The organism is Methanosarcina sp. Kolksee (genome assembly GCF_000969945.1).
Lineage (GTDB): Archaea > Halobacteriota > Methanosarcinia > Methanosarcinales > Methanosarcinaceae > Methanosarcina > Methanosarcina vacuolata.
This window is the reverse complement of sequence record NZ_CP009524.1, coordinates 2,579,863-2,602,310: the sequence shown is the minus strand read 5'-3', so window position 1 is coordinate 2,602,310 and position 22,448 is coordinate 2,579,863. Positions and strand designations below refer to the sequence as shown.

Below are 22,448 nucleotides of genomic sequence, written 5' to 3'. Positions count from 1 at the left end.
TAAAAATGGCAAAATATGAAGACGAGAATAAATCTGAAGATGAATTGAAAAAATCTTATCAGTCTACCATTATCCCCGAAGATAAAGATGGAGAGCCGGAAAATGAGGACGGTTCGGCCGCCCTTACACAAGAAGATCCAGGCAAAAAACTGGAATTAAACGTATTCGACCCTGCTTCAGATGATCCAGAAGACGAAGGTCTGGAGCCAGAAAGGAGTGGGGTTACTACCATCCTTATCGAAAATGAGATGAAACGCTCTTACATTAACTATGCAATGAGTGTAATCGTCGGAAGGGCACTTCCCGATGCCCGAGACGGCCTAAAGCCAGTTCACCGCAGGGTCCTTTTTGCCATGAAAGAGGCAGGGATTACGCACGACAAACCTTACAAGAAGTCAGCCCGTGTGGTAGGAGACGTGCTCGGTAAATATCACCCTCACGGAGATACTGCGGTCTACGACACTATTGTGCGTATGGTCCAGGATTTCTCTCTTCGTTACCCTTTAATTGATGGGCAGGGAAATTTCGGGTCAATAGATGGGGACGCGGCTGCTGCCATGCGTTACACTGAAGTCCGTATGGACAAAATCGCAGAAGAGATGCTGGTAGACATCGACAAGGAAACAGTCCCCTTCATGCCAAATTACGACGGGTCAATAGAAGAGCCCGAAGTCCTCCCTGCAAAACTTCCGAACCTTCTTGTCAATGGGTCCACAGGTATTGCAGTAGGAATGGCAACAAACATGGCTCCTCATAACATCGGAGAGGTCATCGACGGCATTTTCATGCTTATTGAAAATCCTGACGTCACAATTCCTGAGCTCATGACTGTAATCAAAGGGCCGGATTTTCCTACAAGTGCTCATATTCTTGGGACAGCAGGCATAAAATCGGCTTATATGACCGGAAGGGGTTCTTTAAAGATTAGGGCCGTTGCCGAGATTCAGGAGTTAAAAAAAGACAGACAGCAAATTATCGTAACCGAACTTCCTTACCAGGTAAACAAAGCCAGGATGATTGAAAATATTGCCCAGCTAGTTCGGGAAAAGGTAATCATGGGAATTTCCGACCTTCGTGACGAGTCTGACAGGGAAGGAATCAGGGTAGTTATCGAGCTTTCTCGAGGCACGAATCCAAAGGTTGTTTTAAACCAGCTTTATAAGCATACTCAAATGGAGACTACTTTCGGGGTAATCAATCTGGCTCTTGTTGGCGGAAAACCAAAAGAGCTGAACCTGAAGGAACTTCTTGAGATCTATCTTGAATACAGGGTGGAAATTATCCAGAAGCGGACCCTTTATGACCTCAAGAAGAGCGAGGAGAGAGCTCATATCCTTGACGGGCTCAAGATCGCCCTGGATAATATCGATGAGGTTGTCTCTCTAATTAAGGGCTCGGCAAACGCTGATGAAGCAAAGCAGGGTTTAATGGAGAATTTTTCCCTTGACGAGGTCCAGTCCAAAGCTATCCTTGATATGCGCCTGCAGCGCCTGACAGGACTTGAAACCCAGAAGGTGCTTGAGGAGCTTGAAGGGCTTGTAAAGCTGATAGGTGAACTCAGAAAAATCCTTGAGAACGATGAGCTCAAGTACGAAATAATCAGGAATGAACTTCTGGAGCTCAAGGATAAGTATGGGGATGCTCGCAGGACAAAGATCGTGCAGGCTGCTTCTGAAGTTAGAGATGAGGATCTGATTCATGAAGAGGAAGTTGTTGTCACGATTACCAATGGAGGCTACATAAAGCGCATCCCACTCAAGACTTACACTATGCAGCGCCGCGGAGGCAGGGGTATAATCGGCATGGAAATGAAAGAAGAAGACTTCGTGGAAAATCTCTTCATTTCCTCAACCCATAACTATATCCTTTTCTTCACAAACCTTGGCAGGCTCTACTGGGAAAAAGTATATGAGATCCCTGAAGGCTCCCGTCAGTCCAGAGGCAAAGCCATAGTAAACCTTCTGGAGCTTAAGGAAGGCGAAACAATCAATGCAATGATCCCGGTCAAGGAATTTGACAAAAATCACTATCTGCTGATGGCAACAAGGGCAGGTACCATTAAAAAGACTCCTCTCTCGGAATTCAAGAACCCGAGGAAAGCAGGCATAATTGCAGTCACCCTTGACGAAGATGACGAGCTTGTAAGAGTCCTCCTTACCAATGGCAAAAAAGAAGTCCTGATGGTTTCAAAGAAAGGCAAAGCTATCCGCTTCTATGAAGAAGATGTCCGCCCTATGGGCCGAACTGCAAGAGGTGTCCGGGGTATGACTCTTGAAGGCCCGGACGACGAGGTTGTCAGCCTGGACCTTGTTGACGAAACAACAACCCTCCTGACGGTGACAGAAAACGGCTTTGGCAAGAGAACCGAGTACTCCCAGTACCCTGCGCACCGCCGCGGTGGAAAAGGCGTGATAACAATCATTACCAACGAGAGGAATGGCCCTGTCTCAAGAGTCCGATCCGTAGCCGATGACGATGAACTTATCTTCACCAGTGCCGACGGCATCATTATCCGCATTCCTGCTAAAGAGATCTCGATCCAGGGCAGAAACACCCAGGGTGTAAGAATTATGAATCTAAAACCCGGCGACACAGTCGCAGGTATAGCCAGGATCCAGAACGGAAAAGCCGAAAAGAACCTTAAACTCACAGCCTTTAATGATAAAGAAGCCGCAGAAGCAACTGGAGCAGAAGAGGAAGCCGAAGCTCCGGAAGGCGAATCTGAAGGTCTAGATGAGTTTGACGAATTGGAAGACCTTGAAGCTGCCGACGAAGCTGAAGAAACCGGGGAAACCGAAGAGGATGAAGTAGAAGAGGATGAAGTAGAAGAGGATGAAGTAGAAGAGGATGAAGCAGAAGAGGATGAAGCAGAAGAAATTGAAAAAGAGTGAATAACGAATACGGGTGAAGAAAAATAATTCTTCACTCAAACTGCCGCCGGAAAGAAATCCCTAAAAAATCTTGACTCCGGCGGCGGGCTTTTTTCCGGAGGGGAGCCGGGCGACGGACTTATTTTCGGGGCGGGTTTTTTGAATCGATTTTTTTGAGGGATTGAGTACCGGAAGGTGTGTTTATTCATTATCTTCAGAACCTTATGCTGCGAATCTAAAAGTTTACTTATATAGACCTCGCTGGCGTTTTATAAGTGTTTATAAATAAACTCTAAGCTGCAATTTAGTGATTAAAAAGAGTAAATGTTTTCTGATTGCCGGTTAATGTTATGATTTTTTTGTTGTTCAGGGACTATTTAAGTTTTGTTGATTCTTAAAAACAGGTTCTGTAAGAGCTGAGTCAATAGAAAGAACAGAGATAAATGGAGAAAAATCCTGTAAGATCCATATTAATTATCATCTATACTGGATTTATGTATATTTGTTGTGATGAAATAAAAAATTTTTCTTATATATTAATATATAATGTTAAAAAGTTGTATATACTTAAACTACATTTTAGCTTATAACTCAACCATTTTAGATAAATTGTGTAAAGTATTTTCACACACAATATTACCTGAAAAATGGTGAGGGAGTTGATATAAAGGAGGAATTAAAGAATGCAAGAATTAGAAGTATTACCCCCGATAAATGCGGCAGTTGGAGAAATATTCGAAATTTCAATCCCCTCGAATCCTTCTTCGACCGGCTATAACTGCTTACTGTCAGAGATGCCAAGTTGTGTTTACTTTGTAGAGTCAACGTATGTACCTGATGAGCCCACTATACCGGGAAAAGGTGGAACCAGCAATTTCAAGTTTGTTGCAGTCGAAAGCGGGAACGGTCCAATTATTTTCCATAGTGTAAAGTTCTCTCAGCCTCTGGATATATTGGAACCTACTCCTATGCAACAAAGGTTTGTTATAGTAGAGTAATGAAATGGCATTATTTTGCCACCCACTTTCCATTTTTTTGTTATAGCTGTTCATCTGTTTTACTCGAAGTTTCAGTCAAAGTTACTACTCCTCAACCTGTTTTTTTGCGGATTTTTTATTCAGGGCCAATTATTTCTGACAAAAATCAATGAGATTCCACAGGAGTAAAAACGTTTATGAAAATTTCCGGCGGCGGGCTTTTTTTCCGAAGGGGAGCCGGGCGACGGACTTATTTTTCGGGGCGGGTTTTTTGAATCGATTTTATGAGTGAACTACGCCGGTAAGTACAATTTTGAAGAATTTCTGAATTCAGGGCCGGTTAGAAGAATTTCGAGGAATCTTAAAACGGGGTACCATACGACTGCGAAGCAGGCGGCGAAGTGCGAAATTTCCAAAATGATTCTTGGTTTTTTTTGGAGATTAGAATTATGAAGCTATGATAATAAATTGAGGGATACGTACATGTCTACTTTTAAACTAATTCGAAATCTCTATATCAAAGACGTTCTAATTTCTACACTATTTATTAATGTGGTTCATAAAAAAATACCCGAACTTGTGACGGCATAAATCATTCAAATATAAGAGAGGTTTTGAATGTACGAAGAAAATGGTTCCAAGAACGTGGGGGATAAAGGCTACGGAATAAATGCCGGTGGGGATGTACATATTGGTGATATTAGTGGGCAATTTGCAATTGGTACAAATATATCCCAAGTTCAATCTCCATCACCTACCGATATTGAGAACCTTAAGAAAAGTCTCCTTGATTTACAGAAAGAACTCTCTAATCTGGATCTTTCTTCCGAAGACCAAGATATCATCAAAGGTGATATGAGTGCTGCTATCAAAGAAGCCGGAAAAGAAGAGCCAAAATTACAAAATATCAAATCAAGGGTTGAAAATATCATTGAAACTCTTAAAGACGCCGGGAAGACAGTAAAAAACATATCAGAAATCTGTGGCTCGATAAAGATAGCAGCTACTTTACTCGGTATAACGCTCTGATTACGGCTTTATAAGAATATTCTTTTAATTAGAGGTTTATCACATGGAAGCAGATGAGCCTTCGGTTCCAATAATAGACGTGGGTGGAAATTTTACACAGGGGAATATCTCCGGTCAAAGCGCCATAGGCAGTAATATATCGCAGATACAGTATACTAACTGTACTTTTGTCTATCCTGATGGCTCAACTAAACAGGGATATTCATGGATTTACACTCAAGGAGCCAGACTTATTATTGATCCGAAAAGAGTATTCGGAAGAGAAACAGAGCTTGAGAAAATTGAGAATTATTTAGAAGATAATAGTGCACTCGTTATTACGGGTCTTCGCGGAACCGGCAAATCTACTCTGGCAAGCATGTTCGTTGACAGAATGGGAGAAAGTGGAAAATTTGCTGGGATATATTGGCGAAAAGTGGATGAAACTACTGATATAAGTGAAATTATAGGTAGCTTTTTTACTGTTATTGGCAAACCTGTGAAAGACCTAGAACGCTACAAGATCTTAGATCAAATAAACCTTCTATTTAATGAATTAAACGAAGCTTCTTATCTTCTGGTTCTGGATAATTTTGAGGTTATACTTGATCCCCAAACGAACAAACCTTTGGAGTCAAAAGTCGGCTTCTCTGAGCTGATAGAATCAGCAAAGGAAAGTTGTATTAGAAGCAAGATTCTGTTTACAAGCTGGGATTCTCTTGCAAGCGAACGTGGAATCAGACCTTTTTCATATCAAATTAGAGGACTGGATACGTCGGCTGGAATTCTTCTATTAAGACACGAGGGACTTCTTAATGAATCGGAAACTGAGTTAAAGAAAGCCATAAAACTGTCCGATGGTCATCCACTTGCTCTTATTCTTCTGGCTCAACTTGTGAGAGAAGAGGCAGATACGCTTTCTACTCTCTTGAATGATGGTTCTCTATGGATTGGTGAAGAGGGAGAAGTAGCAGAGAATATTTTGGCTAAAATTTATAGAAGGCTATCTGAAGATGAACGCGAACTTCTGCAGTATATATCTATTTTCCGACAACCTGCTCCCACAAAGGCCATCGAAATAGTAGCAAATCATCCGAAGTGGACCGAACGCAGGATAAAGAAAGTTGCATTGAAATTGGCTCATAAATCTCTTATACAGAAAACTGAAAATGGTTATTATTGGGAAGAGTCATTGATATGCAGGTATGCAGGAACCCAGCTATCAGAAAAACTAGAGTGTCACAAACTTGCCTGCAAATACTACCTTTCCTTTTCCTTACCAGCCAAACCTGCAAAAAAAGAGGACGTACAATCTTTAATTGAAGCCCATTATCATGCATGTATGGCAGAAGAATATAACCAGTGTATAGAAATTATTGTTAATAGTAATCTTCATCATTTATTGGATTTATGGGGTAGTCCTAGAACACTTATTGAACTTTATACAAAACTATTACCCAACAATCCCCTCAAAGATAAGCCGCTATTAAACATAGAAAGTCATATTTTTGTTCTTGGAAATCTTGGAATTGCTTATAACCAGATAGGAGAGACAAAAAAAGCGATTGAATATTACGAATTCGCATTGGAACTTTCAAGAAATATCGGGAATAGAAATAGTGAAGGAAGTCTCCTTTGCAATCTTGGGATTTCCTACAGAGATCTTTCTAAATTTGAGAAGTCAATTGAATATTTTGAGCAAGCATTACAAATTGCAAAAGACTTGAAGAACAAAGAAGGAGAAGGAAACTTACTTGGAAATCTTGGAAGTGCCTATAGATGTATTGGTAAACTAAGACAATCGATTGAATTTTATGAACAAGCACTAAGAATTGCAAGGGATATTGGGAATCGACGTATAGAAGAGCATCAGCTTGAAAATATTGGTAATGTATATTATTCTCTCAAAGAGTTCAAAAAAGCAGAAAAATATAACGAGCAGGCTATATTAATTGCAAAAGAATTAGGAGATGTCCCTGCCGAAGGACTTATACTTGGAAACATGGGAAGTATTCACAGAAGTCTCGGAAAAGTGGAAAAAGCAATTGAATATCACAAAAAATCACTATATATTGCAAGAAAAATTGAAGATAGACGCCTTGAAGAGAACCAACTAATAAATCTAGGAAATGCTTACAGTGATTTTGGAGATGTAAAAAAAGCAGTTGAATACTATGAACAGGCACTAGTAGTAATTTTAAAATTTTTAGGTGACGAAAAAATAGAGAAACTGCTCGAAAAACTTGGGGATAATTATCTTCATCTGAATGAAGAGAAAAAATCGATTATATATTATAAAAAGACATTACAAATTGTAAAGACAATTGAAAATAAACATATGGAAGCAAGATTACTTGAAAAATTATGTTTTGCCTATGTAATGTCTCGTAACATAGAAAAAGCAATCGAATACGGAAATCAAGCAATATTAATTTCGAAAGAAGTATGTGACAGAAAAATCGAGGGAGAAAGCCTTGAAAACTTTGGTTTCATCTACACACTCTTAGGTGATCCAAAGAAAGCGATTGAATATTACTTACAAGCATTATATATTTCAAGAGAACTAGGTGACAAGTCTATAGAAAGAGAAAATCTTCGAAACTTAGGTTCTGCCTACTACCAACTTGGAGAAGTTAAGAAAGCAGATAAATACTACGAGCAAGCCAATTTAATTAAAGAAACAAGTAAGTAAGTATGCAGAGTGGTTAGAATAATCAAATTGGAAATAAGTAACAGATGTGGCAAAGCAATCAAACGGAAGTTAAAAGAAGAAAAACTGAAATTATTAAGAAATGAAAGACAAAGAAGAATATGAATATACGATGACCTATAGATTAGAGTTTTTTACCCAAACCAGTTCTTCTCCAATCTCTCCTCCCTTCCCTCCTGCTCTCTCGCATAAGCCACATACTCCCCCCTCCCCTTCTCAAAAACGAACCTGTAAACCGTTTTGAAATAAGCCCAGTATTTAACATACTGATCTCTCACATCGCTCAGCGTAACAGTCACCAAACCATTTTCTTCCGAAACACTGTAAACAGGATAATCGGTTTCCTGAGGAACGGCTGTGCTGTGAAGTTTTCCGGCTCTTTCAACTTATGCGGAGGCGTCGGGAACGGCGCCGATCACGTTGATTTTTTCGATTTAATCGCTTTTTTGGTCCTGGACCGGTAGCTCACTTCCATAATCCTGTAATGGGTGGAATTATAAGGATGTATGAAGTGAAACTTTCAAGTACGGTTCCTGGGGAAAAAAGGAAGAGTAATCCTCCCGACTTACCCGAAAAATAAATGAAAATCGAAAAATAAATGAAACAAGATTAAAATGAGGAAAAAAGCAAATGAATCTATATGAAAGATTCAGAGTTTTCAAATAGAAAACTTTTCCTCTCCCTTTTCTGTTGTCTCTTTTTCCTGCCTGACCTGAGTAATCAGCCTTTCAAGTTGGTCCCGTGAGATGCTTTTATGCTTTTCTTCGGTGCAGACCTTGACTTTCTCGATCAGAGCGCAAAGTTCTTCCCGCTCAAGGCATAAGCCTATGCTGTTAATAATGCCTTTTAGGGCTTTTGTGCCGGTATGCTTTCCTACGACGAGGTTGCGCTTCCCGCCGACCATTTCCGGGAGGAAGAGTTCGTAGGTGCGCGGCTCTTCAAGGATCGCGGCAACGTGGATTCCGGACTCGTGGGTAAAGGCATTTTGCCCGACAACGGCTTTATTTACCGAGGGTGTAATACCTGCATATTCCGAGACCATTTTAGAAAGGTTGGTCAGCTTTGTGGTGTCATAGCGGTCAATACCGTACTGTACCCTGAGGGCGACCATCACTTCTTCAAGGGAAGCGTTTCCTGCTCTTTCACCGATTGCATTAACTGTGGTATGGAGCTGTTTTGCACCAGCTTCGGCGGCTGCAAGGGTATTTGCGGTAGCCATTCCGAGGTCGTCATGACAGTGGATACATATTGAGGTATTAACTTCCTTGAAAATTTCGTTAACAAGGTAGTGTGTCGTTGTAGGGTTAAGGATACCAATCGTATCTGCAAGGCTTACGTATTGCACTTTATACTCTTTTTCTACTTCCTTAAAAGCCTGTTTTAAGCGGTCGATAGGGGTACGGCTAGCGTCTTCGGCTGCAAAACGTACTTTTAACCCGTGATCGGTAGCGTATTCAATGGTTTCCTTGGCACAGCCAAGCATCTCCTCAAGGCTTCGATGGTACTTGTATTTGAGGTGCATATCCGACATTGCAATAAAAATACTCACAATATCGACATCACATTCAAGTGCAGCATCCACGTCCCCTTTTACTGCTCTTGAGAGACAGCATATCCTTGAATTAAAGCCCTGATTTGCAATTTCCTTAACGGTTTCCTTTTCGTTTGCGGAAACTACCGGAAATCCGGCTTCTATAACCTCTACACCAATAGAATCAAGCTCATTGGCCATTGCCAGCTTCTGTTCCTTTGTGAACACAACACCTGGAGTCTGTTCCCCATCGCGCAGGGTCACGTCACAGATTTCGATATCAAGGGGGCGATATTCGATAAAATCCATAAGTTTGTTTCTAGAATACTGCTCGCTCTCTGGCATTACTACTACTTCCTGTGATTTTTAATTATTATGAGGAATATTTGTAATTACTGTGAGGAATATTTTTAATTATTTTTAATGACATATAGATGATTTATCTGATAAATAACTCAAAGGCTGAATAAAGAGGTACTGGGACTCAAACGTCCCTAAAAGTCAGAAAATCCTGTATCTCGTAAAAATTAAGCATAGCTTTACCTGCATATGTATAAATGTTTTCCTTGGAGGAATAGAATTTCCGGCAACGGCTTCTCGAAAAACAGGATAAAAACGAGCTCAAGTTTGGCAAATTATAGTCATACCTGTAATTGGGTCGTGTCCCTGAATTATAGATCAATTTCGAAAAAGCGAGTACATCTCTCGTATTTGATGAATATCTTGGGAGATTCTCTCACTTTCGGTTTTCAATGATTCAAACCCACGACCTGTAATTGTTGCAACAAAAAACTTCATTGTACCTCATTGGGCAGTTGCATTATTTAGCCTCGGGACTATAGGTTAGGTTATATCAGTAGATTTTTAGTTAAAAGTCGCATGGAAAAATTGAGAGATTTACAGGTCAGAGAAAAGTACTCAACATGATGGGAAAACTTAAACTATAATTAAAGGTTTTCCTCTGGGAATATGTAAAGACTTTTCTGGCTCTTCGTTGTTTTGTGTGGATATCCTTATAATATTCTCATAAAAACCAATGTGGTCTTGAATTGGAAATCATCTTACCTACAAGGAATGATGAAGAGCCATTTTACTAAATCAAGGCTCTCTCAAGTTAACAAGTAAAGGTTTTCTCAGACTCGTAAGTACAGACCTGCTCTTTGAGTAATAAGTAAAAAGGCTCGTTCTCAATCAAAAGCTTGCTCTCAATCAAAAGCTCGCTCTCAAGTAAAGGGTCTTAAGTAAAGGCTTGCTCTCAGGTAAGTTTTCTCTGGACCCTTTCATAAAAACAGGTATCTGAAATCCTTACAAAGCGTGCAGGAAATCTGGACTTCTTAAGTTTGACGACATCATCGGGCTTGATCCTGTAGGACTTCTGCCCGTCAATTGCAATAACCGCCTCTTTTTTTGGAGCCGACAACCTTATAGTGATTTCGCTGTCTGACGGGATAACCCAGGGCCTTGAGGAGAGTTTAAAAGGAGCTACAGGGACAACCACAATAGCGCTTACCCTTGGACTTATAATAGGGCCGCCTGCGCTCATCGCATAGGCAGTAGAGCCTGTAGGGGTTGCAAAAACCACACCATCCGCACGCATAGAGTCAAGAAGGCAATCTCCGACATAAACCTCAAACTTAATGATCTTCGCAGGCTTTGCAGACATTATTGCAATCTCATTCGTTGCAGTCTCAAGCATTTCCCCATTAAGAAAAACATCGACTCGCATTCTGTCGCTGTAGGAAAAACCGTAAAGCACTTCCTCTATAGTTTCAAGAGCATGTTCTGGCTCAACATCTACAAGAAAACCAAGAGTACCCATATTGATTCCGAGTATAGGAAGAGGGTCTTTCATTTTGGCAATATTCCGGAGGACTGTACCGTCCCCTCCTACGCTAATAATAAGTTCCACTCCTTCTCCCCTCATTCTTTCAATCGGAGTACCTTCTATTCCGAGTACCTCAGCCGTAGGAGTGGCGACAAAAATTTGGACCTTTGAGCTGAAATGGGCAAGAATCTCCCTTACCTTTTCAATTACTTCAGGCCTGTCGCAGCGAGCAGATATTCCTATTTTCTTTATCGCCAACTTATCCTCCGAAGAGTAATTCTAAAAGCTTTTCATGCACGTGTCCGTTGGACGCAATCATTTCCACTCTTGAAGTAACATTATCAGGAAGTCTTAAAGAGTTTCCGTATCCGTCTGTAACAAGCCCGCCCGCTTCGGCCAGAATCAACTGCCCTGCGGCTACGTCAGTCACACGCAAAGCATTTCGAACATCAACAAAAGCATCAAGCCTGCCTGAGGCTACATAACACAACTCGAGAGCTACACTCCCGAATAACCTCACCCTCCTGACGCTACTGTATATCTTTCGGGTTCTTTCTATATTTTGCCGGTAGCCATAAACACTGACGCACAATTTCATCAGATCCGAGTTAACGGAAGCTTTTATTTTTTTTCCGTTAAGGTAAGCCCCTTTTCCAGCTTCTGCGTAGTATTCCTCGCGTAATGCAAGGTTACTCACATACCCGAACCTGAGGTCTGAAAGGTCATGAGAAGAAACGGCTAGAGAAACACTATAAAATGGAATTCCTACTGCGGAATTATATGTCCCATCAAGCGGGTCTAGAACAACAGAAAACTCAGGCGAATCCCCTAAAATAAGTTCGCCAAGCTCTTCACTGATAATTCTCATGGATCTGCCGTCTTCTTTAAGGACTTCAACGATAGCGTCCTCTGCTGCAAGGTCTATTTTAGTAGTTGGAGTACCGTCGGCTCCCATACAAACAAAACTGCCTGCAGCATCAGTACCTGCAAGATCACAGATAGAATCTGATGCGGCTTTAAAAGCCTCTCGAGATAATTTCAAAAATCCTGAATTTGTTGAATTCATGTCTTAGCCATTTTTTCCAATTAAAAGTTCCAAATCTTATTTTCTTCATTCAAAAGATAAGGATTTCGAATTTTCGGTCTTTGAGGTAGTAAGAGATACAATGCAAAATATATAATTTATGTATGGAATTTCTGGGTCCAAGAAATCCAGTTCCAGATATTCAGGTTGAATATCCAGAAACAGTCAAAGCCGGAGTCTATATAAACTTAGATTCCGGCACCTTATTTTTATTACTTTTTATTCAGGCCAATAGCCTTATTTGTCTTTTCAATTGACTTTGCACCGTCGCTTTCAAGTTCCATCATGGCCCTTATAGCATCCACGTTTTCCGGAACTACAATAGATTCCTGATGGACAGCCTGGAAGAAATAAAGCTCCTTGTCCTCTACAGTTATTGATTCAGGCCAGATGCAGTTCTCCCACATATCATTTCTGGGGCGCTTCATATCCCTGGCAAATTCTATAATTTCTGCTGTAGACGACATACCCAGTCCCACGAAACGGATTCTTGGCTGGGAACCAAAGATGTTTTTAACATCATCTACAGTGCAGTCCTTCTCAACTTCCATATTCACGGTGTGCACGTGCATCAGAGTTGTTGGGACCTTCAGGGCTGCACTTGTAATATTAATCTGTGGAAGCACACTTTTTACATCAGGCCCGTGGTGGGACGGAAGCTTGATTGGGTCGGGTACGATTGCATTAATTGGCCCTTTCTTTACATCATTAGGATCGGTTGCCCTCCTTGCAAGAACTACCCTGGCCTTTTTTACCCCCAGTTCTTTGTCTATCGGGTAAATAGCCCTGCAAAGAGCTGTAGTATTGCATGAGACTACCCTGACCAGGTCGCGGCCCACAGCCTGCTCGTAATTGCAAATCGCGTTAAATGAGAAACCTGCAAGTGAATGATCTTCGCCGCCCTGCCAGATTGCCTTTACCCCGGCTTTTTCATACAGAGGCTTGTTTCCTTCACCGATTCCTCCGGGCGTACAGTCCACAACCAGGTCAGCCTTTTCGACCATTTCTTCAATTGTGCCGGCTGCAGGCATCCCGGCTTTCTCAAAAGCTCCGAGATTTGCAGCTGGGGCATATATGTCATATCCTAGCTGGTGGGCCACTGCAGCCTCATAGTTCGGCTTTGTTTTGGAAATTCCGACAACTTCCATATCGTCCTGAGCTCTTACGGCGTCTGCAACTCTTTTTCCTATGGTCCCGTAACCATTTACTGCGATTTTTGCTTTAACCATTTTATCCAATCCTTTTTAATCCTATTATTTTCTAATTTTTTAAATATAATTTAACTCATTTATTTTTATACTTATTAATGTGCAAAAGTTAATGCCAGCCCAATGATAAAAATCAACTGTTGGTCAGAAATTTCTGTCTCCAAAAAAAATTTTATTCCATAGTTCCGTAACCATTTACTGAGATTTTTGCTTTACCATTTCATCCAATTCCGTTTAATCCTATTCTATCCAAATTGATATATAGCCTAAATCACCGAAAATTTAAATTTAGCCGGATATCGTAATTCTGGACAGGGGATTACATAAGTCTAGAGTGTAGGCATAAATTTAAAGTGTATCCCGAGATTATAACTTTTTCTATAATCTTGGCCAGTTTGTCGAAAACTCTCCTACACATAATCCAAGATATTGCTTTAGCAGGCTTTCTTCGAATGTCTTGACTTAAGTCTGTATCTGGTATCCTGGAACACAGAGTTATAGGTAAAGTCAGATAAATGCTTTTCCGAGATATCTTATCAATTAAAGAAACTATAAGACAGATTCCTAAATTCTAGAGCTTACAGACCCTTTTCCGAGAGGTTATGCCTGAAAAACGAGTAGGAAAGGAAAAAGATGATAAAGGCAGAAAAAAGGAGATAAATATAGAAAAAAGGAAATAAAGGCAGAAAAAAGGAAATGAAGGCAGAAAAAAAGAGAGAAAGACAGAAAAAAGGAGATAAAGATAAAATGACTCTTTGTTGATTAATATATGCAAGTTATTATACTGAAGATATTATATAAACAAGTATCATATTATTTAGTACAGATAACTGCATGAGTTTGATATCCCATTTCTGAAAAAGCATTTGAAATACTTTTGAATGTCAAAGAACCTTGGCAAATAACCAATACTGAATTTGATTTAACATCTGAAAAACTTAATATTTGGCTTGATTTTAAACGTGGTCCCAAATTTCCCTGTCCTAAGTGTGAAACCAAAATGCTCAGCTTATGATACTAAGGAAAAAGTGTTACGGCACATTAACTACTTTCGATATTCTGCATATTTACACTGTATAATTCCAGGAATAAGTTGTAGTAATTGTGGAGTTCTCCAAATAAAAGTTCCATGGGCTCGCGAAAAATGGTATTTTTGGGCAACTCATAGCAGATTAAAGGCAATAATTGAGGTTGCTAAAACCATTAAAAGTCATTGGGCTGGAATTCTAAACTACTTTGATTCCAGGGTCACTAACGGAGTTGTGGAAAGTATTAACAGTATTGTACAGTTGATAAAAAGAAATGCAAGAGGGTATCGAAACACTAAGTATTTTGTTACTATGATTGATCTAAAATCAGGAAAGTTAGATTTCAAACTACCCCTATGAAATGACGAAGAGCCAAAAACATCAATCGAATAAAGAGAGACCATCTTATATTTCGCGAGAAATATAAAAAAGATATTAGAGTCAAATTAATATATTGAAATGATATATTTCTTATGGAAAAGGGGAAACAAAGTAATAAAAAATTCCTGGTAAAATGGGGTTTATAAGGCACTGTAATGACACTGTAAAGACACTATGAAGACACTATGAAGACACTGTAATGATTTCATTATAAAAACAATAATTGAAAATCGATTCAATTCCATGTTTTCTTTAGCGTTTCCTGATCACTGTGGACTTTGTGAATGAGGCAGTCGGAGTTTTCATTACATTCTTAGTTCTTATGACCCAGGTCTCAGGAAAAGGGAACTCCAAAACTGAATATGATGCAAGCTTGGGGGAGCGGTTAAATTGGCAAATAGAAGGCCCTTGAATCTCGGTACGGTCATCTCGGTGCGCGGCAGCATTGTAGATGTATTGTTCGAGAAGCACCTGCCACCTGTATATACGCTGCTACGTGCAGGAAAGGAAAGCCAGATTGCCATAGAGGTTTTGACCCAACTTGACGCACATCGCGTTCGCGGAATTGCTCTGACCCCCACCGAAGGTCTTGCTCGAGGCACGGAAGTGGAAGATACGGGTGGGCCTTTGAAAGCGCCTGTTGGTAGGGAAATCCTTTCGCGAATGTTTGATGTGTTTGGAAATACCATAGACCGCAGGCAACCTCTGTCTGATATCCAGTGGCGCTCAATCCATCAGACTCCGCCACCGCTGATGCGTCGATCCACCACGTCTGAAATCTTCGAGACTGGAATCAAAGCTATAGATGTGCTGGTACCTCTTGAACGCGGAGGTAAAGCGGGCTTATTCGGAGGAGCGGGCGTTGGAAAGACAGTATTGCTAACCGAGATGATTCATAACGTAGTCAAACAACACCAGGGAGTGAGCATATTTTGTGGAATAGGCGAGCGTTGTCGAGAAGGGGAAGAACTTTATCGTGATATGAAAGACGCTGGTGTGCTTCCGAATACGGTTATGGTATTCGGCCAGATGAACGAGCCACCAGGTGCCCGTTTTCGGGTAGGTCATACGGCGCTGACAATGGCAGAGTACTTCAGGGACGACGAACACCGGGATGTGCTGCTGCTTATAGATAATATTTTCAGGTTTATTCAGGCTGGTTCCGAAGTATCCGGCCTGATGGGACAGATGCCTTCACGCCTGGGATATCAGCCGACATTGGGAACTGAATTATCCGAGCTAGAAGAGCGCATATCTACTACTGATGCCGGAGCCATAATGTCGATTCAGGCGGTGTATGTGCCTGCTGACGATTTCACTGACCCTTCGGCTGTGCATACATTCTCACATCTCTCGGCATCAATTGTCCTTTCTCGCAAGAGGGCAAGCGAGGGGCTTTATCCGGCTATTGACCCCTTGCAGTCAAACTCCAAAATGGCCACACCTGGCATTATTGGTGAAAGGCATTATCGCCTGGCCCAGGAAATCAGGCAGACGCTTGCGCAATACTCAGAACTCAAGGATATTATCTCAATGCTTGGCCTGGAGCAACTATCGCCTGAGGACCGCAATGTGGTAGCCCGCGCTCGCCGCCTGGAACGTTTTCTGACGCAACCGTTTTTCACCACTGAGCAGTTCACAGGTATTAAAGGCAAATCCGTCAGTCTTTCAGATGCTCTCGACGGATGCGAACGTATTTTGCGTGATGAATTCAAAGACTACCCTGAAGGCGACCTTTACATGATCGGAACAATTGACGAAGCAATAGCCAGAAAATCAAGCCGGGAAAAATCATGAATTCAGAACTCATGAATTCAGAACTCATGAACGCAGGACTCCTGAATTCAAGACTCATGAATCTTACGATTCTTCTGCCTTTCCAGGTCTTTGCCGAAAAAAAAGGCGTATCACGCATAGTCGCAGAGGGACGCGAGGGTTCATTTGGGCTCTTGCCACACCGACTCGATTGTGTTGCGGCTCTGGAGCCTGGAATTCTAACATACGAAACCGAATCCGAGGGCGAGATTTATGTGGCAGTCGATGAAGGCGTACTCATCAAGACCGGTCAGGAGGTACTTGTCTCTGTACGTGATGCCATTTTCGGGACTGACTTAAGCCAATTACAAGAAGCTGTAGAGAAAGAGTTTTTGACCTTAGATGAAAACGAGCAAAAAATTCGTTCGGTAATGGTAAAATTGGAAACCGGGCTTATACGCCGCTTAGCGGAGTTTCGGAATGTCTGACAAACTATCAGAGAAACCTTTGGAGGACGAATCACCTCTGGCCCGTCAGGTTGGGACAAAAGCTGAACGCAAACTCAGGGCACAACGTCATGTGGACAGGACTATCTGGCTTGGTTTAGGCATGATGGGACTCATAGGCTGGTCGGTAGCAATTCCAACTTTAATTGGGGCTGCAATCGGGCTCTGGTTAGATAAACACTATCCAGAAAGCTTTTCCTGGACACTCACGATGCTAATCATCGGCCTTTTTATCGGCTGCTTGAATGCATGGCACTGGGTAACCAAAGAGCGTCAGAAAATGCAGGAGGAACAGGAGGATTACAATGAATGAAATATTGAATCTTGTCTTGTCTCTGATAGCTGGTTTTCTGCTCGGAGCTGTTTTCTTCGGCGGGCTCTGGTGGACGGTTCGGAAGGGACTTTCATCCAGAAAGCCCGCGTTCTGGTTCCTCGGCAGCCTGTTGATACGGACCAGCATTGTCATAGCTGGACTCTACTTCGTCTCGGATAGCCATTGGGAGAGATTGCTAACATGCCTGTTTGGGTTTTTTGTTATGCGCCATATAATAGTCAGGCTTACCAGACTGCCAGATGAAAACTCAAACCAATTGACAAAGGAGGCCAGTAATGCGACTTAGCCCTGATGAGCTGATTTTCTGGCAGTACGGCTTTATCAAACTCAATGCCACGATTGTATACACCTGGGGACTTATGCTGGTAATGGTAATTGGTTCAAAAGCTATTACCAGCAAACTCTCTACTGGTCTGGAACGTTCCCGCTGGCAAAATATTCTGGAAATTATTGTCACAGGCATCCTGGAACAAATTGAGGACGTTGGCCTGGACCAGCCGAGGAAATATCTAGGCTTTTTGGGCACGGTCTTCCTGTTAATCGCCGTAGCCAATCTCTGCATCATAATTCCAGGCTATGAACCACCAACAGGATCTCTCTCTACTACGGCTGCTCTTGCATTATGTGTGTTTGTAGCCGTGCCACTTTTCGGTATCGAAGAACAGGGAGTTGGTAACTACCTTAAGACGTACACAGAGCCGACAATAATCATGCTGCCATTTAATATTATAAGTGAAATCTCCCGCACGTTAGCTCTTGCAATCCGTCTGTTCGGCAATATTATGAGCGGCTCGATGATCGTTGCCATTTTGCTCACCATCACACCGTTCATCTTTCCGGATCTCATGATAGCACTTGGTCTGCTCGTTGGTATGGTGCAGGCCTATATATTCAGTATCCTGGCTACGGTTTACATTACTGCCGCCACGAGGACCAGCAAATCTAGAAGTGAAACTGGGCAATAAGAACTGAATAGCAATTCTAACAATGGAAGGAAAAACTATGGCTTTGGACACCTATACAACCATAATCGCGGTGGCATCAATCGCCACTTCTGGTATCACAATAGGCATTGGGGTTATCGGACCCGCAATTGGCGAAGGGCGAGCTGTTGCGACGGCCCTGAGCTCACTGGCACAGCAACCCGACGCTTCGGCGACCATTACCAGGACGCTGTTCGTTGGCCTTGCTATGATTGAGTCTCTGTCTATCTATTGTTTCGTTGTCTCAATGATTCTCATTTTTGCCAACCCGTTCTGGAACCGTGCACTTGCCTGAAATAAAGAGGAAATAGCCTATGCTGATCGATTGGTTCACCGTCATTGCGCAGGTGATCAACTTCCTCATCCTGGTGTGGTTGTTGAAGCGTTTTCTTTACAAACCGATACTCAATGCAGTCGACGCACGCGAGAAGAAGGTCGCAGATGAACTTAAGAATGCGGATGCAAAAGAAGCAGAAGCTCAAAAAGAGAAAGAAGAATTCAAGCGTAAGAACGAAGAGTTCGACCAGCAGCACAATGCTCTCATGAACAAGGCAAAGGAAGAAGCACAGGCCGAACGTCAGCGGCTTTTCGAAGATGTGAGGGAGGAAGCCTCCGATTTGAGAGCAAAACAACAGGAGGCATTAAGGAACGAAGGACAGAATTTAAGTCAGGAAATCGGCCGCCGGACCCAGCAGGAAGTATTTGACATAGCTCAAAAAGTACTGACCGATCTGGCTGAAACCAGTCTGGAAGAACGCACAGTTAACGTGTTTGTTCAAAGGCTGCGCAATCTGAAAGATAATGAAAAGAAGCAGTTAGCTTCAGCGCTCAGTACATCACCAGGTCAGGTGCTCATCCGTACTGCATTTGATCTTCCACAAACACAGCGTGATTCTATTAAAAAGGCGATTAAAGAAACTCTTGGTATAGAAATTCAACCCAGGTTTGAGACTGAACCAGACCTTGTCAGTGGTATCGAATTAAACACAGACGGACAAAAAGTTGCGTGGAGCATTGCGGATTATCTTACATCGATGCAAAAAAGTATAGACGAACTGTTGAAATAACAGCCTGAGAGTAAAGCCAAACCCGAGCCTCAAACCAAAAACAACAAACCCAGATCGGAAAACGGACCCGGGGCTGAACAGGAGCCTGAAGCTGAGACTAATAAACCCAGATCGAAAACTGAATCCAAAATTGAAAACAGACCTGAAACTGATTCTAATGCCCGGATCGAAAAAGAGTCAGAGACTGAACAAGAGCCTGATGCAAAACAAGATTCAGAGTTTAAACAAGAGTCAGAGACTGAACAAGAACTTGATGCAAAAAAAGTCTGAGGCTAAGCAAGAGTCAGAGTTTAAACATCAATCTGGAACTAAGTCCGAATCTGTGGCTAAGCAGGAGATTAATCCCAAACCAGAGCCTACATGAAGAGCCAGTTAACATGGAACCTAAAAGTCTTAAAGACGTTTTCGACAAAGTTTTTACCGAAATACATCAGGCCAGGGAATCAGTGACCCCTACGCTCATCCCTCAGGAGGTGGGCAGAATTTTGACAGTTTCAACAGGTATCGCAAATGTATCTGGCCTCCCTACTGTGGGTTTTGATGAACTTATAAAGTTTCCAGGGGATTTGTTTGGGATCGCGTTTAATGTTGATGAAAAAGAAATCGGTACCGTTTTACTGGGTGAATACTCACATCTGCATGCTGGAGATCAGGTTGAACGCACTGGACGGGTTATGGATATTGCCGTAGGCGAAGAATTGCTTGGACGAGTTATTGACCCGCTAGGCCGTCCACTTGATAATAAAGGACCAATAGTTTCCAGTAAACGCTTGCCTATTGAACGGCACAGTCCTGCAATTATGGATCGAGCTCCTGTTACCGTGCCTCTCCAGACCGGTGTTAAAGTTATTGATGCGTTAATCCCAATAGGACGCGGTCAGAGAGAATTGATTTTAGGGGACCGCCAGACTGGCAAAACTGCAATTGCAATCGATACTATTCTCAACCAGCGCAATTTTAACGTCCTGTGCGTTTATTGTGCCATTGGCCAGCGTGCATCAGCAGTTGCCAGAGCAGTGGCAAACTTACGGGAAAGGGGCGCAATGGATTACACGATTGTTGTTGTAACTGAAGGCAATGACCCGTCAGGGTTAATCTATATCGCTCCTTACGCTGCGACCAGCATTGCAGAGTATTTTATGGAAGCAGGTCGAGACGTGCTGATTGTTTACGATGACTTAACCAATCACGCACGCGCCTATCGAGAACTTTCTCTTTTACTTCGTCGGCCTCCGGGACGGGAAGCATATCCTGGCGATATCTTTTATATTCATTCACGACTGCTGGAGCGGTCTACGCACCTGCTCAAAGAACTTGGTGGCGGATCACTAACTGCTCTCCCCATTATCGAAACCGAAGCGCAGAATATTTCCGCCTATATTCCAACTAATCTGATTTCAATTACGGATGGGCAGATTTACCTCTCACCTTCGCTTTTTGAATTGGGTGTGCTGCCTGCAGTTGATGTTGGCAAATCCGTTTCCCGAGTCGGCGGTAAAGCACAGCTTGCTGCCTATAGAGCAGTGGCTGGAGACCTCAAGCTTGCTTATTCACAATTTGAAGAACTCGAAGCGTTTACCCGGTTCGGTGCAAGACTAGATGAAAATACACGAAAGCTCATTGAGCATGGGAGACGGATCCGTGCCCTTCTGAAGCAGCCTCAGAACTCTCCTGTACCCGTGCCAGATCAGATTGTTATCCTTGTTGCATTGAACTCAAAACTCTTCGATAATGTGCCACTTGACAAAATGGTGGAGGCTGAAAGCTCCCTGCGCAAGGCAGTACCAGATATTCCTGCAGACGTGCGCGATCGGTTCAAAGGCGACAAAGAATTGAGCGACAAGGACCGCGAAATTATCCTTGATATTGCCCGTAAAGCACTGGAACCGTACCAGCCAAACCCTGAATCCAAACCGAAGCCGGAAGCTAAAACTGAAGAGAAAAATGAGTCAAAAACCCAAAAAAAGGGTAAACCCGGGCCAGAAACTAAAACCGACGAAAATCCTGAGTTAGGGACCCAAACTGAGGAAAAATTAAGTAAGTCAGAAGCCCAGACTAAAAGCAAGTCCGAGCCGGAGGCTAAGGATAAATCATGACCGAAAACACTCAGAGCCTGCGCACAAAGATTGATAGAGCAAAAGATCTTCAGTCTGTCGTCCGCACGATGAAAGCCCTGGCAGCTTCGAATATAGGGCAATATGAAAAATCAGTTATTGCGTTATCTGACTATTATCACACAGTAGAAATGGGTTTGGGCTTATGTTTCAGGAAAATTGCACTCATGCCAGCTCCGCAAGAAGGAAAAGGACAAAAGAATACACGCCTTATAGGGGCTGTCGTTTTCGGTTCAGATCAGGGGCTTGTGGGTCAGTTTAATGATATAATTACCAGTCATGCGGTCAGGGAACTGAAAGCTTTGCCGGGTAAAGCTCAGGTCTGGGCTGTAGGAGAGCGTGTTTATTCGCGCCTGACAGACGAGGGCCTGGCGCCGATCGGACTTTTTAATGTGCCAAACTCGGTTAAGGCAATTACCCTACTTATAGCTCAAATTCTTGTGGAAAATGAGAAACTACGCAGCCAGGATGAAGATGCCGAACTCTATCTATATTACAACCGCCACAAAACCAGAGTTACCTACGAGCCGGTTAGCCAGCGGTTGCTGCCATTTGATGAAACCTGGAGAGATGACCTGACCAAACTTTCCTGGCCAACCAAAAACTTGCTGCCTGAGGTAATTGGCGATATCGCAGAGGCCTTACGGGCACTCATCCGCGAGTACCTTTTCGTTTCGCTTTTTAGGGCATGTGCTGAGTCCCTTGCAAGTGAAAACTCTAGTCGACTTGCAGCAATGCAGCGTGCCGATAAAAACATTGAGGAGCTGCTTAATAATCTCAGTGGAGAATACTACCGTGTGCGCCAGAGCGGCATTGATGAAGAGTTGTTTGAAGTTGTTTCAGGTTTTGAAGCTCTGTCCAGGTCCCATGGACCTCGTAGGTGAAAATGCAAAATACCGGCAATGGTTCAGATAAAATAATAAATTCGAAAAATGAGTTTTGTGATGGGCAAAATGAGGAAACTGCTTATGAAATAAGTGAAGGACATCATATTAATGGAAGCTATTTGTGAAATTTTGGGGAACTATTTTTAAATAAAATAGTTTTTAGGTCTGAAAAATCTCAAG

The 22,448-nt window shown here is 42.4% G+C and carries 18 protein-coding genes and 1 pseudogene; 14 read left to right on the top strand and 5 right to left on the bottom strand.

Annotated elements, in window-relative coordinates; genetic code table 11:
• The first annotated feature begins 5 nt into the window (after nt 1–5).
• The 4 genes from gyrA to MSKOL_RS18810 all read left to right on the top strand — a co-directional run bounded on the left by gyrA (nt 6) and on the right by MSKOL_RS18810 (nt 7,547).
• Nucleotides 6–2,891 carry a DNA gyrase subunit A gene (gyrA, locus tag MSKOL_RS10765; protein ID WP_048156067.1) on the top strand — a complete coding sequence of 962 codons (2,886 nt, stop codon included), beginning with the start codon at nt 6–8 and terminating at the stop codon, nt 2,889–2,891.
• Nucleotides 2,892–3,553: 662 nt separating this feature from the next.
• Nucleotides 3,554–3,868: a protease inhibitor I42 family protein gene (locus tag MSKOL_RS10760; protein ID WP_048120859.1), complete on the top strand. Its 315-nt coding sequence runs from the start codon at nt 3,554–3,556 to the stop codon at nt 3,866–3,868.
• A gap of 597 nt (nt 3,869–4,465) precedes the next feature.
• Nucleotides 4,466–4,876, top strand: a complete 411-nt coding sequence (locus MSKOL_RS10755; RefSeq protein ID WP_048120855.1) for a hypothetical protein — start codon at nt 4,466–4,468, stop codon at nt 4,874–4,876.
• Nucleotides 4,877–4,919: 43 nt separating this feature from the next.
• Nucleotides 4,920–7,547, top strand: coding sequence for a tetratricopeptide repeat protein (locus MSKOL_RS18810; RefSeq protein WP_052725421.1), 2,628 nt, complete (start codon nt 4,920–4,922; stop codon nt 7,545–7,547).
• Nucleotides 7,548–7,699: 152 nt separating this feature from the next.
• On the opposite strand, the gene MSKOL_RS20750 is transcribed toward MSKOL_RS18810, so the two are convergent.
• From MSKOL_RS20750 to MSKOL_RS10725, 5 genes are all read right to left on the bottom strand, one after another.
• Nucleotides 7,700–7,867: a hypothetical protein gene (locus MSKOL_RS20750; protein ID WP_197078758.1), complete on the bottom strand. Its 168-nt coding sequence runs from the start codon at nt 7,865–7,867 to the stop codon at nt 7,700–7,702.
• A 356-nt stretch (nt 7,868–8,223) separates the two neighbouring features.
• Complete coding sequence (locus MSKOL_RS10740) at nt 8,224–9,441, bottom strand: homocitrate synthase family protein (protein ID WP_048156062.1); 1,218 nt, start codon at nt 9,439–9,441, stop codon at nt 8,224–8,226.
• 910 nt (nt 9,442–10,351) lie between these two features.
• Nucleotides 10,352–11,179: an NAD(+)/NADH kinase gene (locus tag MSKOL_RS10735; RefSeq protein WP_048156057.1), complete on the bottom strand. Its 828-nt coding sequence runs from the start codon at nt 11,177–11,179 to the stop codon at nt 10,352–10,354.
• Nucleotide 11,180: 1 nt separating this feature from the next.
• Complete coding sequence (locus MSKOL_RS10730) at nt 11,181–11,987, bottom strand: bifunctional fructose-bisphosphatase/inositol-phosphate phosphatase (protein ID WP_048156053.1); 807 nt, start codon at nt 11,985–11,987, stop codon at nt 11,181–11,183.
• A 230-nt stretch (nt 11,988–12,217) separates the two neighbouring features.
• Complete coding sequence (locus MSKOL_RS10725) at nt 12,218–13,234, bottom strand: type II glyceraldehyde-3-phosphate dehydrogenase (protein ID WP_048156045.1); 1,017 nt, start codon at nt 13,232–13,234, stop codon at nt 12,218–12,220.
• Nucleotides 13,235–14,063: 829 nt separating this feature from the next.
• On the opposite strand from MSKOL_RS10725, the pseudogene MSKOL_RS10720 reads away from it, so the two are divergent.
• The 10 genes and pseudogenes from MSKOL_RS10720 to MSKOL_RS10675 all read left to right on the top strand — a co-directional run bounded on the left by MSKOL_RS10720 (nt 14,064) and on the right by MSKOL_RS10675 (nt 22,265).
• Nucleotides 14,064–14,601 (top strand): annotated as a pseudogene (locus tag MSKOL_RS10720) (transposase).
• A gap of 411 nt (nt 14,602–15,012) precedes the next feature.
• Nucleotides 15,013–16,419, top strand: coding sequence for a F0F1 ATP synthase subunit beta (atpD, locus tag MSKOL_RS10715; RefSeq protein ID WP_048156043.1), 1,407 nt, complete (start codon nt 15,013–15,015; stop codon nt 16,417–16,419).
• Entirely contained in the window at nt 16,416–16,865 is a 450-nt protein-coding gene (locus tag MSKOL_RS10710) for a F0F1 ATP synthase subunit epsilon (protein WP_231592195.1), read from the top strand. The genes atpD and MSKOL_RS10710 overlap by 4 nt, the downstream gene beginning before the upstream one ends.
• The gene (locus tag MSKOL_RS10705; RefSeq protein WP_048120843.1) at nt 16,858–17,196 is read left to right on the top strand and encodes an AtpZ/AtpI family protein; all 339 of its coding nucleotides are present in this window, start codon (nt 16,858–16,860) and stop codon (nt 17,194–17,196) included. The genes MSKOL_RS10710 and MSKOL_RS10705 overlap by 8 nt, the downstream gene beginning before the upstream one ends.
• The gene (locus MSKOL_RS10700; protein ID WP_048156040.1) at nt 17,189–17,503 is read left to right on the top strand and encodes an ATP synthase subunit I; all 315 of its coding nucleotides are present in this window, start codon (nt 17,189–17,191) and stop codon (nt 17,501–17,503) included. The genes MSKOL_RS10705 and MSKOL_RS10700 overlap by 8 nt, the downstream gene beginning before the upstream one ends.
• Nucleotides 17,493–18,182, top strand: a complete 690-nt coding sequence (locus tag MSKOL_RS10695) for a F0F1 ATP synthase subunit A (protein ID WP_048156038.1) — start codon at nt 17,493–17,495, stop codon at nt 18,180–18,182. Before MSKOL_RS10700 ends, MSKOL_RS10695 begins: the two co-directional genes overlap by 11 nt.
• A 37-nt stretch (nt 18,183–18,219) precedes the next feature.
• Nucleotides 18,220–18,495: a F0F1 ATP synthase subunit C gene (locus tag MSKOL_RS10690; protein ID WP_197078757.1), complete on the top strand. Its 276-nt coding sequence runs from the start codon at nt 18,220–18,222 to the stop codon at nt 18,493–18,495.
• A gap of 19 nt (nt 18,496–18,514) precedes the next feature.
• A complete protein-coding gene (locus MSKOL_RS10685) occupies nt 18,515–19,267 on the top strand; it encodes a F0F1 ATP synthase subunit B (protein ID WP_156151049.1) in 753 nt (250 codons plus the stop codon).
• 377 nt (nt 19,268–19,644) lie between these two features.
• Nucleotides 19,645–21,363 (top strand): alternate F1F0 ATPase, F1 subunit alpha, encoded by a 1,719-nt coding sequence (locus tag MSKOL_RS10680; protein WP_048156035.1) that lies wholly within the window; start codon nt 19,645–19,647, stop codon nt 21,361–21,363.
• Nucleotides 21,360–22,265, top strand: a complete 906-nt coding sequence (locus MSKOL_RS10675) for a F0F1 ATP synthase subunit gamma (protein WP_048156031.1) — start codon at nt 21,360–21,362, stop codon at nt 22,263–22,265. The genes MSKOL_RS10680 and MSKOL_RS10675 overlap by 4 nt, the downstream gene beginning before the upstream one ends.
• Nucleotides 22,266–22,448 lie beyond the last annotated feature (183 nt).

Bases quoted from the DNA above. Each gene is read 5' to 3' on its own strand.
- gyrA (WP_048156067.1), top strand. From the start codon at position 6: ATGGCAAAATATGAAGACGAGAATAAATCTGAAGATGAATTGAAAAAA.
- MSKOL_RS10760 (WP_048120859.1), top strand. From the start codon at position 3,554: ATGCAAGAATTAGAAGTATTACCCCCGATAAATGCGGCAGTTGGAGAA.
- MSKOL_RS10755 (WP_048120855.1), top strand. From the start codon at position 4,466: ATGTACGAAGAAAATGGTTCCAAGAACGTGGGGGATAAAGGCTACGGA.
- MSKOL_RS18810 (WP_052725421.1), top strand. From the start codon at position 4,920: ATGGAAGCAGATGAGCCTTCGGTTCCAATAATAGACGTGGGTGGAAAT.
- MSKOL_RS10740 (WP_048156062.1), bottom strand. From the start codon at position 9,441: ATGCCAGAGAGCGAGCAGTATTCTAGAAACAAACTTATGGATTTTATC.
- MSKOL_RS10730 (WP_048156053.1), bottom strand. From the start codon at position 11,987: ATGAATTCAACAAATTCAGGATTTTTGAAATTATCTCGAGAGGCTTTT.
- MSKOL_RS10725 (WP_048156045.1), bottom strand. From the start codon at position 13,234: ATGGTTAAAGCAAAAATCGCAGTAAATGGTTACGGGACCATAGGAAAA.
- MSKOL_RS10710 (WP_231592195.1), top strand. From the start codon at position 16,416: ATGAATTCAGAACTCATGAATTCAGAACTCATGAACGCAGGACTCCTG.
- MSKOL_RS10705 (WP_048120843.1), top strand. From the start codon at position 16,858: ATGTCTGACAAACTATCAGAGAAACCTTTGGAGGACGAATCACCTCTG.
- MSKOL_RS10700 (WP_048156040.1), top strand. From the start codon at position 17,189: ATGAATGAAATATTGAATCTTGTCTTGTCTCTGATAGCTGGTTTTCTG.
- MSKOL_RS10695 (WP_048156038.1), top strand. From the start codon at position 17,493: ATGCGACTTAGCCCTGATGAGCTGATTTTCTGGCAGTACGGCTTTATC.
- MSKOL_RS10690 (WP_197078757.1), top strand. From the start codon at position 18,220: ATGGCTTTGGACACCTATACAACCATAATCGCGGTGGCATCAATCGCC.
- MSKOL_RS10685 (WP_156151049.1), top strand. From the start codon at position 18,515: ATGCTGATCGATTGGTTCACCGTCATTGCGCAGGTGATCAACTTCCTC.
- MSKOL_RS10680 (WP_048156035.1), top strand. From the start codon at position 19,645: ATGGAACCTAAAAGTCTTAAAGACGTTTTCGACAAAGTTTTTACCGAA.
- MSKOL_RS10675 (WP_048156031.1), top strand. From the start codon at position 21,360: ATGACCGAAAACACTCAGAGCCTGCGCACAAAGATTGATAGAGCAAAA.